Below are 12,569 nucleotides of genomic sequence, written 5' to 3'. Positions count from 1 at the left end.
CTTAATGTTTGTGGACAAAAATCTATTAACACTAATAATAAAATGGAAATGGAGTTGATAAAGGCCGCCAAAAATAATGAAATTGAAAAATTACAAAATCTATTAAAAAAGGGAGTTGATCTTGAAGCCACTGATACTAATAAAAGAACAGCTTTGATGGTAGCTACTTATGAAAATAACCTAGAAGCATCCAAATTACTTATAAAATTTGGTGCAAGTGTAAACGCACAAGACGATAGACTTGAAACTCCGCTTTTACATGCTGGAGCATTAGGTTATATAGAAATACTTAAGGCTATTCTCAAAACAGGCAGAGCTGATCACATGGTTTTAAACCGATATGGAGGTACTGCACTTATTCCTGCATGTGAGAGAGGCCACACAGAAGTTGTAAAAGAGTTGTTGAAAATTGAAGATTATCCTATTGATCATATTAATAATTTGACTTGGACTGCTTTAATGGAAGCTATTGTTCTAGGCGATGGAGGTGAGATTCATACGCATATAGTTCAATTGTTGGTAGAAGCAGATTGCGATGTTAACATCCCTGACAAAAACGGAATTACTCCGCTTCAACATGCAAAAAGAAGTGATTATAAAAGTATTGTAACTATTTTAGAAAAAGCCGGAGCTCATTAAAAATTAGATAAATTAAAGTTCTATTGACAATACATGTATGTAAAGCGTTTGATAAAGTATTCAACTCATAGATTTAGTTCTCAAAACAGGTGACAAATATATACTTCATAAAACAAAAAAACCTCTTGAAAATCAAGAGGTTTTTAGTGATCGCACCAGGATTCGAACCTGGGACCGCCTGCTTAGAAGGCAGGTGCTCTATCCAGCTGAGCTATGCGACCTTAATTTGCGGTTGCAAAGTTAATCTTTTTATTTATTCCTGCAAGACTTATTCACATAAATAAAATAAAAAAGCTGTGTTTCGAAAAACACAGCTTTTATCAAATATTTTTTGAACTCTAATTATTTAGCGTCTTTCATACCTTCTTCAATCATTCCAAAGAACTGGTCTAATTTAGGTAAAACAACGATTCTTGTACGTCTGTTTTTAGCACGACCTGTTTTTGAATCATTGCTAGCAACAGGCAAGTATTCGCTACGTCCTGCAGCAGTCATACGTTTAGGATCAACGTTATATTCGTTTTGTAATAATCTCACAACAGAAGTTGCACGTTTAGTACTTAAATCCCAGTTATCTTCAAAACATTCTCTTGAAATTGGCACATTATCAGTATGTCCTTCAACCATAAAGTCAAAGTCTGATTTGTCCTTAACAACTTTAGCAACCTTTCCTAAAACACGTTTAGCGTCGCTAGTGATCTTATAACTTCCACTTCCGAAAAGAAGTTTGTCAGAAATAGAGACAAAAACAACTCCTTTCTCTACACTAATTTCAATATCCTCATCATTCACATCATCCAAAGCTCCTTTTAAACTTGTAACAAGCGCTAAAGTGACACTATCTTTTTTATTAATTGCATCACGCATTGTTTTGATCTGTAAATCTTTTTCTTGAATGCTTTCTAATGAACGCTCCAAGTTTTCAGCACCTTTCTTAGATAACGATGCTAAGTCTCCTTGACTGTTTAATAAAGCAGCGTTGGTGTTTTTCAAGGTATTGACTTGATCTTTAAAACTTGCTTTTTTCTCTTCGCAAACGCTAAGAGCCATTTCAGCTGATTTTAAATCATTTTCGGTTTTCTTCAGGTCATTTTCAAGTTGTGAATACTTTTTCTTCGACACACATGAAGTTCCCATTAGTAATACGGCCATTAAACCAATGCCAATTAATTTTTTCATGAGATTCTAATTTTAAATTTATTGATTAACAAAAATACGACACTAGACAGCATTAAGATTGATATTAACAATTTTTTTATTTAATACTGCTTTCGTGATTCCTTCCTTTGAAATATCTATGCCAAACTATACTTTTGATCTTATAATATTTAACATCACTAAACGTATTTTTTCTCTTGTTTTTCATCTTGTTGAAATTCAGTATCATACTGAAATAAGCTTTGTAAACAGTAAAAAAATTTTTTATTTGGAAAGCAAAAAGAAATTTAAGACTCGCTAAAACATCAAGCATAAATCGTTGTAAAATAAGAAAATTTGTATGCTTTGGTGTGTTTTTAATAATGTTGTAAAGTGAGTTTCTAAAATTCAGGTAAGTCTTTCTAGGGTTATTGTAGTTTAAAGTACCACCGCCTAGGTGAAATACCTCACTTTCAAAGGTGTACCAAATTTCGAAACCAAAATTATGCATCCGCCAGCATAAATCAATTTCTTCCTGATGTGCAAAATAATCTTCATCAAAACCACCTAGATTTTCATAAATTTCTTTCTTCACGGCAAAGCATGCACCGCTTGCCCACATAATTCTACAGTTTTCATCATATTGTTGATGGTCTTCTTCAACAATGTCAAATATTCGACCTCGACAATAAGGATAGGCCAATTTGTCTAATAATCCGCCAGCTGCCCCTGCGTATTCAAATTTATTTTTTTCTAAATAAGATTTGATTTTTGGTTGAACTGCTGCAATGTTTGGTGAGGATTCTAAAGTTTTAATGAGGGGTGTAATCCAGTTTGGCGTAACTTCAACATCGCTGTTTAAAAGAACCCAGTATTTTTCTTTAACATGTTTTAGTCCATGATTATAACCTCCAGCAAAACCATAGTTTTCTTTATTTTGGATGATAAAAACTTCAGGAAATTCTTTCTTTAAGAATGAGACAGAATCATCAATTGACGCATTATCAATCACATATATTTTGGCTCCTTGTGAGTGAGAAACAACTGAAGGTAAAAACTCTTTCAATAGTTTTCGTCCGTTCCAATTAAGAATAACGACAGCTGTTTTCATTTTCTTAAAGATTTAAAATCTGGTAAACTTCTTAAGAAAATATAAGTTTCTTTTTCATAATCAATTTGACAATAATAATGCTGAATGCCGTTAGTGACCATCAAGTAATCTGCTTTTAATATCATGTTGTATCTCGCAATCTGATCAAAAGTATCTTGTGTGATTTTAACTGAAGGTGCTTTGCATTCAACTAGTAAACGTATTTTTCCGTTGGGCTGATAGCCAACCAAATCATAACGCTTAGACATGCCATTAATCATCACTTGTTTCTCTTCATTGAGTAAATTGATGGAAAAGTTTTTTTCTTTGACTAAATATTGAACGCAATGCTGTCTCACCCATTCTTCTGGTGTAAAATGTAAATACTTTTTTCTGAGTCTTGAAAAAATAAACTTATTATTTTCATTACTTTTGAGGTCGAAGTGATATGCGGGAAAATTTAAGACTTGCATGCGCCAAAACTACTAAATAATTTCATTTTTAAAGTGATTTCATCCTATGAAAGAATCTTCCAAAATCATCAAAGATATTAAACAAAGAAACTTCAAACCTGTCTATTTTTTGGTTGGAGAAAACGAAACTTTTTTTGTTGATAAAATTGCTGACACGATAGAAGAAACTGTTTTGTCTGAAGATGAAAAAGCTTTTAATCAAAGTGTTTTGTACGGAAAGGATGTGACAATGGATGAAGTTGTCGCGAGTGCAAAACGTTTCCCGATGATGGCTGAACATCAAGTTGTTATTGTCAGAGAAGCTCAGAATTTATTAAAGCAAATTGACGATTTGGTTTCATATCTTGAGAATCCACAATCAACAACTATTCTTGTTTTTGTGGTAAAGTATAAAAAGGCTGATGCACGTAAAAAAGCAGTTAAATTATTAAAAAAGAATTTTGTTTTTTATCAAACCAAAACAATTTATGATAATCAAGTGCCTGAATGGATTTCACAATCCATGCATTCTGCAGGTTATACGATCGAACCAAAAGCATCAATGATGCTGGTCGAATTTCTGGGTGTGAATTTATCTCACATCCAAAAAGAATTGGAGAAAATACAAAGCATTTGTGAACCAGGAACACGTATTACACCTGAAATTATAGAGGAAAATATTGGTATCAGTAAAGATTACAACAATTTTGAGCTTACAAAAGCAATAGGGATGAGGGATGAAACTAAGGCTTTCAAAATTATAAACTACTTTGCTCAAAATCCGAAGAATAATCCTTTGCTTTTAACAACAGCACAACTTTACGCTTACTTTCAAAAAATCGTGAAATATCATGCCTTAAAAGATAGATCAAAAGGAAACATTGCCAAAGTCTTGGGCATACATCCATTCTTTGCAGATGAATATAACAAGGCTTCTACATTTTATTCTTTACGCCAAGCCACGCAAAATATTCATCATATTAAAATGATAGATTTAAAAGGGAAGGGCGTTGGAGCACATCAAATCCCACAAGGTGATTTACTCAAAGAACTCTTAGTAAAGATTATGAGATAGTTTTATATATAGAAAAACAAAAAATGATTTCTTAAAAAGAATCATTTAAAATTTCGAGAATTTGTATTGCAGCATCACTGATTTTACTTCCAGGACCAAAAACGGCAACGGCACCAGCATCAAATAAATAATCATAATCAGCTGAAGGAATAACGCCGCCAACAATAACCATAATATCTTCGCGCCCTCTTTTCTTTAATTCTTCAATCACTTCAGGAACCAAAGTTTTGTGTCCTGCTGCTAATGATGAAACACCTAAAACATGAACATCATTTTCTACAGCTTGTTTTGCAGCTTCTTGTGGGGTTTGAAAAAGTGGACCAATATCAACATCAAAACCAACATCAGCATAACCAGTTGAGACAACTTTTGCGCCTCTATCATGCCCGTCTTGTCCCATCTTAGCAATCATAATACGTGGGCGTCGGCCTTCTTTTTCTGCAAACTCGTCTGCGAGTTGCTTCGCTTTTTCAAATGATTCGTCTGTTTTCATCTCTTTACTATATACACCGCTGAATGACTGAATTTTGGCTTCATGTCTGCCATAAACTTTTTCTAATGCCATACTGATTTCGCCTAAAGTTGCTCTCGCTTTTGCAGCTTTAACGGCACTTGCTAATAAATTTCCTTTTTCTTCACGTGCAATTTTGGTTAAATTTTTTAAAGCTTCATCAACTTTATTTTGATCGCGTTCAGCTTTAATTTTATCAAGTTTTTCAAGTTGCTGACGGCGCACGTTTTGGTTGTCAACCTCAAGAGTAACAATCGGATCTTCTTTAGGAAGTCTGTAGGCGTTAACACCGATAATTTTATCTGTTCCGCTGTCGATTCTTGCTTGTTTTTGCGCAGCCGCTTGTTCTATTCTCAGTTTAGGAATACCAGCTTCAATTGCTTTTGTCATTCCTCCAAGTTTTTCAACTTCTTGAATATGCTTCCAGGCTTTATCAGAAATATCTTTGGTTAACTTTTCAACATAATAACTACCAGCCCAAGGATCAACAGTTTTCGTGATTTGCGTTTCTTCCTGAAGATAAATTTGTGTATTTCTTGCAATTCTCGCAGAGAAGTCTGTCGGGAGCGCAATGGCTTCGTCAAGTGCATTGGTATGCAAACTTTGCGTTCCGCCGAAAGCAGCTGCTGAAGCTTCAATGCAAGTTCTGGCGACATTGTTAAACGGATCTTGCTCTGTTAAAGAATAACCACTTGTTTGACAATGTGTTCTTAAAGCTAATGATTTTGGATTTTTTGGATTGAATTGTTTGACAAGTTTTGCCCATAGCATTCTGGCAGCTCGCATTTTAGCGATTTCCATAAAATGATTCATTCCAATTCCCCAGAAAAATGAAAGTCTTGGTGCAAATTTGTCGATATCCATTCCGGCTTCAAGTCCTTTTTTGATATACTCAACACCATCAGCTAAAGTGTAGGCCAGCTCAATATCAGCAGTAGCTCCGGCTTCTTGCATATGATAGCCAGAAATACTAATGCTGTTAAATTTTGGCATATTCTGAGATGTGTATTCAAAAATATCAGAAATGATTTTCATTGAAGGTGTTGGTGGATAGATGTATGTATTTCTGACCATAAACTCTTTCAAAATGTCATTTTGAATTGTTCCTGATAATTTTTCTGTCGTCACCCCGGTTTCTTCAGCCGCAGCGATATAAAAAGCCATAATTGGTAAAACAGCACCATTCATTGTCATGGAAACTGACATTTTATCAAGCGGAATCTGATCGAAAAGCACTTTCATGTCCTCAATTGAATCAATTGCAACACCTGCTTTTCCAACATCACCAATAACGCGTTCGTGATCAGAATCGTAACCGCGATGCGTTGGTAAATCAAAAGCGACAGAAAGTCCTTTTTGACCTGCGGCTAAATTTCTTCTATAAAAAGCGTTACTTTCTTCAGCTGTTGAAAATCCTGCATATTGCCTAATTGTCCAAGGTCTGCGAACATACATGGTAGAATATGGACCGCGTAAATAAGGTGAGATCCCTGCAGCAAAATTCAAATGGTTTATCTCTTTTAAATCTTTTTCTGAATATTTTTTCTTAATCGAAATTCCCTCAGCCGTTGAGGATTTTTCTTTAACTTCTTGCTGTTTTTCAGATTGAAGTTTGAGTGTGATATCTTGAATATTGTGACGTGCCATGATTTCTTTTTTAAAGATTAGATTTTTCTTGTGCTAATCTTTCTTGTTCAATTTTTGACGCTATTCGAGTTTCCATAATGGGTTCAAAAAGAGTTTTGCGAGATTTCTTTTTTAGGAAAGGATAAAGCTCCAATTCGTGAGTCATCTTATCTTCTTTATTCTCGTATTTGTTGGTACCAACCATAACGAAATCTTGATTTTCAAGTTTTGAAACTTCGATTTCGGCAGATGTTTTAATCATCTTTTGCAATTGACCTTTAAAAAGTTGATCGATGAAACCTTCATTTTTTTCTATTTTTTTAAACAGTTCTAAAGCGTTTTCTGAAAGTTGTTGCGTCAAGTTTTCAATGTAATAACTCCCATCAGTTGGATTTGAAACCTTATCAAAATAACTTTCATTTTTTAAAATCAAAAGTTGATTACGTGAGACACGCTCACCAAACTCGTTTGTTTTATGATAAATTTCATCAAAAGCTAAATTGTTAATCCAATCTGCACCACCAAGAGCTGCGCTCATACATTCAGTTGTTGTTCTGAGCATGTTGACATTATAATCGTATAAACTTTTATTGCGTTTCGTGGGTTCAGCAATAATATTGATCTCTAAATCAAAAGTGTAAGTCTCAACTAAACTTTCTATTAAAATTCTATAAGCCTTAATTTTTGAAATTTCAAAAAAGTAATTTGAGCCTACAGAAACGATGAGGTTCAAATGAAATTTCTTTATATCAGTTTGGCTCGATTCAATCATGTTGAGATATTCATTGAGATGTGATAACGCAGTGGCCAATTCTTCGGTTAAGTTTGCACCTGCATTTTGATATAATCGCGCATCTACTGAAAGCTGATGATTCAGATTTTTAAGTGAAATCAATTGACTGAAATTATTAAGATCAGTTTCTTTATTACTCATCCAGTTGCCTGTTTTAGCCAAGTGATGGAGCGGATCGCAACATAGCTTAACATCAATATCAAGAGCTTTTATTTTTTGGTCTAATTTTTCAAAAAAATCACGATCAAACTTTAAAGCCTCAATAAAAACGGGAACTTTTTTTGCGTTGATGATATCAAGTAATTCAAAGAGTTCTTCATTTGCTTCTGGCAAAATTAACCATAAGCTTTCTGCACCTCTATCAATAACATCTGTTGCAATTTGCTTGACAGATGTGTAGTTTTCAAGATAGATTTTTTCGGTGATGAGCCAATTATCTGTTTGCGGTAAACTAATTGATTGATGCGAATCTTGATGATAAAAAGGCTTGATGTCAATTCCTTCAGCCGTTGATGTTACAAGTGTTTCGTTATAATCCAAACCTTTGAGGTCAACTTGTATTTTTTGCTTCCAAGCTTTCTCAGAAATTTGTTCAAAATCATTAAATAATTCTTCACTCATTTTGATGTGTTGTTTTTTAAACTATCCTCGTACTCAATGATATAAACTTCTTCATTTTTTCTTTTCATAAAGTAAGTTTCACGCGCAAATCTTTCAATTTCGATACTGTCAGTCAGCGTGCTTAGTGTTTGTTTATCTTTTTGAGTTTCTTTGAGGTAATAAGCTTTGTTATTGTTTAATTCATTGATTTCTGCATTGAGTTCTCGATGTGTCAACCATGAATTTGTATCTAAAAATAGCATCCAAATTAAAAAAATCAAACCCACAAGTACATAAGTATTCCCCAGTACTTTAAACCATCTTTTTTGTTTGATTTCCTTAAACTTCATTGTATAAATTTACAAAATTAAACCAATTTTTCCTTGATAATTGTCTGAACAATATCAATCGCAACGGTATTGTAACGGTTATTTGGAATGATAATGTCTGCATATTCTTTTGTTGGTTCAATAAATTGTTGATGCATTGGTTTTAATGTTGTTTTATAACGATCGACAACTTCATGTAAATCTCTACCACGTTCAGCAATGTCTCTTTTTAATCTGCGCATCAATCTTTCATCGCTATCTGCATGAACAAAGATTTTGATGTCAAACATTTTTCTGATCTCCGGATGAGTAAAAATCAAAATGCCTTCAACAATCATTACTTTACGTGGTTTTGTAGTGATTGTTTCTTTTGTGCGATTATGTTCTGTAAATGAATACTCAGGTTGCTCTATTGATTTTCCAGTTTTTAAAATTTGTAGATGCTCAACTAAAAGATCAAAATCAATTGATTTTGGGTGGTCAAAGTTAATCTTCACGCGTTCTTCAAGGGTTAAATGTGAGGTGTCTTGGTAGTAAGAATCTTGGGAGATGACATCAACTTCATCATGTTGTAATTGGTTAATAATTTGGTTAACAACCGTTGTCTTTCCACTACCAGTTCCACCAGCAATACCGATTATGAGCATAAGTTAATTTTTGACAAAAATACATAACCCAACTCATATATGAAACTACATCAGATGATCTCATTTGAAAAACCACACATTAAATGATCAAGAAACCCAATAAATATTTTTTTTGAGCACTCAGGCAACCAACATTCATTTATTTTCGTCTTTATAAATAGAAGCTTAATTGTGAAAATCATAAAACTACATACCGAGCTCGGTCAACTTATTAAAAAAGCTAAGCGAAATGATCGCCGAGCGCAATATGAGTTATATCAGCGATTTGCACCAAAAATGTTGAGTTTGTGTCGGATGTATATCAATGATATTCAGTTTGCAGAAGATGTTTTGTCAAAGGCTTTTGTCAAAGTTTTTAAAAAGATGTCAAGTTTTAAAGGTCCAGAAGAAGCATTTTTCAGTTGGATGAGGCAAATTGTCATTCGTGAAGCTATTGACTTTTTGAGAAAATTAAAAGGTTTAGAGTTTCCAACTGATGATTTTTCTATGATGGAGCAGGTTAATGAAACTGAAGATTCAGTTGGCATATCTCAGAGTGAAATTTAGCATTTTCTTGATGAATTGCCAGAAGGTTACCGGACGGTTTTTGTTTTACATGTTATTGAACAGTATCCGCATCAATCCATTGCAGATTTATTAAATATCAGTGTAGGAACATCAAAATCACAATTTTACAAGGCGAAAAAAATGTTAAAAGAGAAAATGAATCATTCCCAAAATCGATTCTTATGAAGGATTTAGAAAAAAATATTCGGTCTCAAATGGAAGAGAGAGAAATTCAGCCTAGTGATCATGCGTGGTTTAAGGTGGTTGAAGAGTTAGATCAGCCTCAAAAAAAACCTTACCGTAAATTATATTTTATCGGAGGGTTAGCAGTAGGTTTGATTTTATTTTTTGGGATTTATTTCTTGTCTGATATACAATCAAATCAAATTGAAATTCAAAATCAAAACAATTTTGTTGAAAAACAAACTCAAAATCTACCAAAACAAACTCAACTACCTTTAATAGAATCACAAGGGGTTTCCTTTGTTAAAATCCCAAAACAAAATATTTCAATTTACCGAATCGCTTCATCAAAAATGCAAGCTTTTTCAAATTCTCAAAAGATTTCAAATTATGCTGAAACTTTATTAAGTCAAGTGGAAACTGAAATTCATGCCGAAAACATGTCTCCAATTGATGAGGTTGAAATTTTATTGGCTGAGGCACAATCAAAATTAAAGACGAGTGAAGATCAGAAAATCATAGCAGAAATTTCTGCAGAAGAACTTTTAGCAGAAGTGAATGCTGATATTGAAGATGAAAGCTTCAGAACCAAAGTCTGGTTCGCCATTAAAGAAAAATTTAAGGAGGCTAAATCAGCCTTAACCAAATTATAAACACTTATTAAATACAAAGAAAGATGAAAAAAATGACACTTATTTTCTGTGTGCTGAGCCTATTTTACATTGGTAATGTTCAGGCACAAGTCACGCCAACAAAAGACAGCATGAGCTTGGCAATACAAGAAAATTTAGAGAAACTTCTCAATCAAATTGAAAAAGAGGAAGTTTCAGCTTTAAAAGCAAAAATTAAAGCGATTGATGCGAGATATAAGGCTGATGAAATCACTAAATCTGAAAGCGATCAGCTCAAGAAAAAAGCCTCTGAATTGACAGCCCAAAATATTCAAAACCGTCAAGAAATCGCCAAACTTTCTGCTAACTATGCTAAAAGAAATAATGTTCATTTAGAAAATATGGACGATTTGAGATCTGTCACAGATAGCATGAAGGTTGGCGCTCTCAGAATAGTGAGTCAAAAAGATAGTGAAGGCGAATTAAAAACTTTAAAAATTTCTATTTCCTCTTCCGAAGATGATGATAAGGAAAAGAAACCAACAGCGCAAGATCGAACTTTCTCTAAATTGGTTTTTGCAGTTGGGTTTAATAACACTTTTAACGATGGCGAATTTATGGAAAATCCAAATTATAAATTTGCAGCAAGTCGGTATTTTGAGTTCGGTTGGCAGTGGAGTACGCGTGTTTTTAAAGAAACTAATTTTTTAAGGTTCAGATACGGATTGGCATTACAATTTAATGGTCTAAAACCTGAAGATAATCAATACTTTGTTGAAAATGGAGACCAAACTGAGTTACAAGACTTTGCAATAAATCTTGACAAATCTAAACTGAGAATGGACAATTTGATTATGCCTTTACATTTAGAATTAACAAGTTCAAAACGAAAAGATACTGAACTTCCTAATTTTACGAGACCAGCTTTTAAACTTGGGTTAGGTGGATTTGTTGGTTTAAATTTACACAACAAGCAGAAATTAAAATATAAAGAAGGAGGAGACCATTTTAAAATCAAACAGCGAAGCGATTTTAACACCAATAACTTTTTGTATGGTTTAAGTGGTTATATCGGTTGGGAAGGCGCACAGCTTTACTTTCAGTATAACCTAAATCCAGTTTTTAAAGATAATCTTGTTGATGAAAATAACTTCCAAATCGGGATGCGATTCGAGATTTAAAATAAAATTATTTGATAGCCAATATGAAAAAGTCACTTCTAGGAGTGACTTTTTTATTTGTAAATGGCATCAATTTTTTTTGCCAAATCAAAATCTTTTTCAGTTATTCCCTCTGCATCATGCGTGTTTAAGCTGATTTTGACAGTGTTGTAAACATTTTCCCAATTTGGGTGATGCGTCAATGCTTCAGCTTCAAAAGCAACACGCGTCATAAAAGCAAAAGCAGATTTAAAATCATCAAAAGTGAATTCCTTTTTGATTACATCATCATGAAGTTTCCAATTATTAAGACTCTTTAATTTTTCTTGAACTTCGTTTTTAGACATTTTTTCCATAACATTTAAATTTTTACTGAATTATAAATCACATCTTCGATTGTTATCGTGAGATGCTCAGGTAAGTTATGAAATTTTGGTAGAACAGCAATATAACGATCTCTGTTGGAACTATATACGTTTTTAAAAAGCGGAGCTTCAAGCTGTAAGGCATCACATATTTCTTCAATCAATTCTTTATGGTGAATCAAGTCACTGCTGCCTAAATGGTAAGTGCCTTCTAAATCACGATTAATGATGTAATGAATTTGTTGCGTAAACTTTTGATGTGTTGTCGCATTAATGACAACATTCGGGAAAACTTCAATGGCTTCATTAAGATCGTAAAGCAGTTTTATTTCCTTAACTTTTGGAGAATTATACCCGAAAACCATCGGTAGGCGAACAATTGTAAAAAGCGCGTTTGGCAATCGCATTAAAGCGTTTTCAATTTTAATTTTTGATTTTCCGTACACACTTCCGGATAAAGTTTTGTCATATTCATAAGAAGGATAATTGGTGAAAGTATCAAAAACATTAGCTGAAGAAACATAAATGAGCTTGCTTTCATGGGTTAATAAAAACTCAGCAATCCTTTCGTGAACGTGAACTTGACCTGCAAAATTCCCTTTGAGACAAGAAATAATGATATCGGGTTTTAGATCTTGTAGAATATAATGAATGGGATCTATCTCTAAATCCCATTCAATAAATTTTTGATTTTTTAGCAGCTTTTTATCTGGCGTATGGTAAGTGCCATAAACATCAAAATATGGATGTAACTCTCTATAAAGCTCACCACCTAAAAAGCCACTAGCACCTAAAATCAGTATTT

15 protein-coding genes and 1 tRNA gene are annotated in these 12,569 nt (G+C 33.4%); 6 read left to right on the top strand and 10 right to left on the bottom strand.

All coding sequences use genetic code 11. The features are described 5' to 3' along the window. The first annotated feature begins 48 nt into the window (after window positions 1-48). Window positions 49-639, top strand: coding sequence for an ankyrin repeat domain-containing protein (locus CAP47_RS04795; RefSeq protein ID WP_202820548.1), 591 nt, complete (start codon window positions 49-51; stop codon window positions 637-639). A gap of 147 nt (window positions 640-786) precedes the next feature. On the opposite strand, the gene CAP47_RS04790 is transcribed toward CAP47_RS04795, so the two are convergent. The 4 genes from CAP47_RS04790 to CAP47_RS04775 all read right to left on the bottom strand — a co-directional run bounded on the left by CAP47_RS04790 (window position 787) and on the right by CAP47_RS04775 (window position 3,339). Beyond that, window positions 787-860, bottom strand: a tRNA-Arg gene (locus CAP47_RS04790). Window positions 861-981: 121 nt separating this feature from the next. Further along, window positions 982-1,818 carry a flagellar motor protein MotB gene (locus CAP47_RS04785; protein ID WP_100775621.1) on the bottom strand — a complete coding sequence of 279 codons (837 nt, stop codon included), beginning with the start codon at window positions 1,816-1,818 and terminating at the stop codon, window positions 982-984. A 76-nt stretch (window positions 1,819-1,894) separates the two neighbouring features. Next, the gene (locus tag CAP47_RS04780; protein WP_100775620.1) at window positions 1,895-2,887 is read right to left on the bottom strand and encodes a glycosyltransferase family 2 protein; all 993 of its coding nucleotides are present in this window, start codon (window positions 2,885-2,887) and stop codon (window positions 1,895-1,897) included. Beyond that, window positions 2,884-3,339: a type I restriction enzyme HsdR N-terminal domain-containing protein gene (locus CAP47_RS04775; protein WP_093245771.1), complete on the bottom strand. Its 456-nt coding sequence runs from the start codon at window positions 3,337-3,339 to the stop codon at window positions 2,884-2,886. The genes CAP47_RS04780 and CAP47_RS04775 overlap by 4 nt, the downstream gene beginning before the upstream one ends. A 46-nt stretch (window positions 3,340-3,385) precedes the next feature. Here CAP47_RS04775 and holA point away from each other — a divergent pair, with 46 nt between their 5' ends. Further along, complete coding sequence (holA, locus tag CAP47_RS04770; protein ID WP_100775619.1) at window positions 3,386-4,393, top strand: DNA polymerase III subunit delta; 1,008 nt, start codon at window positions 3,386-3,388, stop codon at window positions 4,391-4,393. Between the two features lie 31 nt (window positions 4,394-4,424). On the opposite strand, the gene scpA is transcribed toward holA, so the two are convergent. The 4 genes from scpA to udk are packed head-to-tail and all read right to left on the bottom strand — an operon-like array spanning window position 4,425 to window position 8,899. Then, the gene (gene scpA / locus CAP47_RS04765) at window positions 4,425-6,551 is read right to left on the bottom strand and encodes a methylmalonyl-CoA mutase (protein ID WP_100775618.1); all 2,127 of its coding nucleotides are present in this window, start codon (window positions 6,549-6,551) and stop codon (window positions 4,425-4,427) included. Between the two features lie 10 nt (window positions 6,552-6,561). After that, the gene (locus CAP47_RS04760) at window positions 6,562-7,944 is read right to left on the bottom strand and encodes a methylmalonyl-CoA mutase subunit beta (protein WP_100775617.1); all 1,383 of its coding nucleotides are present in this window, start codon (window positions 7,942-7,944) and stop codon (window positions 6,562-6,564) included. Beyond that, complete coding sequence (locus CAP47_RS04755; RefSeq protein ID WP_093245752.1) at window positions 7,941-8,273, bottom strand: FtsB family cell division protein; 333 nt, start codon at window positions 8,271-8,273, stop codon at window positions 7,941-7,943. The genes CAP47_RS04760 and CAP47_RS04755 overlap by 4 nt, the downstream gene beginning before the upstream one ends. Window positions 8,274-8,290: 17 nt before the next feature. After that, on the bottom strand, window positions 8,291-8,899 hold the full coding sequence (gene udk / locus CAP47_RS04750) for a uridine kinase (protein WP_093245747.1): 609 nt from the start codon (window positions 8,897-8,899) through the stop codon (window positions 8,291-8,293). A gap of 171 nt (window positions 8,900-9,070) precedes the next feature. On the opposite strand from udk, the gene CAP47_RS04745 reads away from it, so the two are divergent. Genes CAP47_RS04745 through CAP47_RS04735 form a run of 4 tightly spaced genes read left to right on the top strand, consistent with a single transcriptional unit; the run spans window position 9,071 to window position 11,420 of the window. Beyond that, a complete protein-coding gene (locus CAP47_RS04745) occupies window positions 9,071-9,445 on the top strand; it encodes an RNA polymerase sigma factor (protein WP_238140955.1) in 375 nt (124 codons plus the stop codon). A 15-nt stretch (window positions 9,446-9,460) separates the two neighbouring features. After that, window positions 9,461-9,631: an RNA polymerase sigma factor gene (locus CAP47_RS12490; protein ID WP_238140954.1), complete on the top strand. Its 171-nt coding sequence runs from the start codon at window positions 9,461-9,463 to the stop codon at window positions 9,629-9,631. Continuing rightward, the gene (locus CAP47_RS04740) at window positions 9,628-10,281 is read left to right on the top strand and encodes a hypothetical protein (RefSeq protein ID WP_100775616.1); all 654 of its coding nucleotides are present in this window, start codon (window positions 9,628-9,630) and stop codon (window positions 10,279-10,281) included. The genes CAP47_RS12490 and CAP47_RS04740 overlap by 4 nt, the downstream gene beginning before the upstream one ends. 23 nt (window positions 10,282-10,304) lie before the next feature. Continuing rightward, complete coding sequence (locus CAP47_RS04735) at window positions 10,305-11,420, top strand: hypothetical protein (RefSeq protein ID WP_100775615.1); 1,116 nt, start codon at window positions 10,305-10,307, stop codon at window positions 11,418-11,420. A 53-nt stretch (window positions 11,421-11,473) separates the two neighbouring features. Here CAP47_RS04735 and CAP47_RS04730 read toward each other — a convergent pair whose 3' ends face one another. Both CAP47_RS04730 and CAP47_RS04725 read right to left on the bottom strand, forming a co-directional pair. Continuing rightward, window positions 11,474-11,755 carry a 4a-hydroxytetrahydrobiopterin dehydratase gene (locus CAP47_RS04730; RefSeq protein ID WP_100775614.1) on the bottom strand — a complete coding sequence of 94 codons (282 nt, stop codon included), beginning with the start codon at window positions 11,753-11,755 and terminating at the stop codon, window positions 11,474-11,476. Window positions 11,756-11,760: 5 nt separating this feature from the next. Further along, window positions 11,761-12,561 (bottom strand): sugar nucleotide-binding protein, encoded by an 801-nt coding sequence (locus CAP47_RS04725; RefSeq protein ID WP_317042692.1) that lies wholly within the window; start codon window positions 12,559-12,561, stop codon window positions 11,761-11,763. Window positions 12,562-12,569: the final 8 nt, after the last annotated feature.

Origin of the sequence: Psychroflexus sp. S27 (assembly GCF_002810405.1) — a bacterium.
GTDB classification, from domain to species: domain Bacteria; phylum Bacteroidota; class Bacteroidia; order Flavobacteriales; family Flavobacteriaceae; genus Psychroflexus; species Psychroflexus halocasei_A.
This window is presented reverse-complemented; position numbering and strand designations above follow the sequence as displayed.

What these genes read in the sequence shown, in the direction of transcription:
- CAP47_RS04775 (WP_093245771.1), bottom strand. Translation starts at nt 3,339, where the DNA reads ATGCAAGTCTTAAATTTTCCCGCATATCACTTCGACCTCAAAAGTAAT.
- CAP47_RS04730 (WP_100775614.1), bottom strand. Translation starts at nt 11,755, where the DNA reads ATGGAAAAAATGTCTAAAAACGAAGTTCAAGAAAAATTAAAGAGTCTT.
- holA (WP_100775619.1), top strand. Translation starts at nt 3,386, where the DNA reads ATGAAAGAATCTTCCAAAATCATCAAAGATATTAAACAAAGAAACTTC.
- scpA (WP_100775618.1), bottom strand. Translation starts at nt 6,551, where the DNA reads ATGGCACGTCACAATATTCAAGATATCACACTCAAACTTCAATCTGAA.
- udk (WP_093245747.1), bottom strand. Translation starts at nt 8,899, where the DNA reads ATGCTCATAATCGGTATTGCTGGTGGAACTGGTAGTGGAAAGACAACG.
- CAP47_RS04735 (WP_100775615.1), top strand. Translation starts at nt 10,305, where the DNA reads ATGAAAAAAATGACACTTATTTTCTGTGTGCTGAGCCTATTTTACATT.
- CAP47_RS04795 (WP_202820548.1), top strand. Translation starts at nt 49, where the DNA reads ATGGAGTTGATAAAGGCCGCCAAAAATAATGAAATTGAAAAATTACAA.
- CAP47_RS04780 (WP_100775620.1), bottom strand. Translation starts at nt 2,887, where the DNA reads ATGAAAACAGCTGTCGTTATTCTTAATTGGAACGGACGAAAACTATTG.
- CAP47_RS04760 (WP_100775617.1), bottom strand. Translation starts at nt 7,944, where the DNA reads ATGAGTGAAGAATTATTTAATGATTTTGAACAAATTTCTGAGAAAGCT.
- CAP47_RS04755 (WP_093245752.1), bottom strand. Translation starts at nt 8,273, where the DNA reads ATGAAGTTTAAGGAAATCAAACAAAAAAGATGGTTTAAAGTACTGGGG.
- CAP47_RS04740 (WP_100775616.1), top strand. Translation starts at nt 9,628, where the DNA reads ATGAAGGATTTAGAAAAAAATATTCGGTCTCAAATGGAAGAGAGAGAA.
- CAP47_RS04785 (WP_100775621.1), bottom strand. Translation starts at nt 1,818, where the DNA reads ATGAAAAAATTAATTGGCATTGGTTTAATGGCCGTATTACTAATGGGA.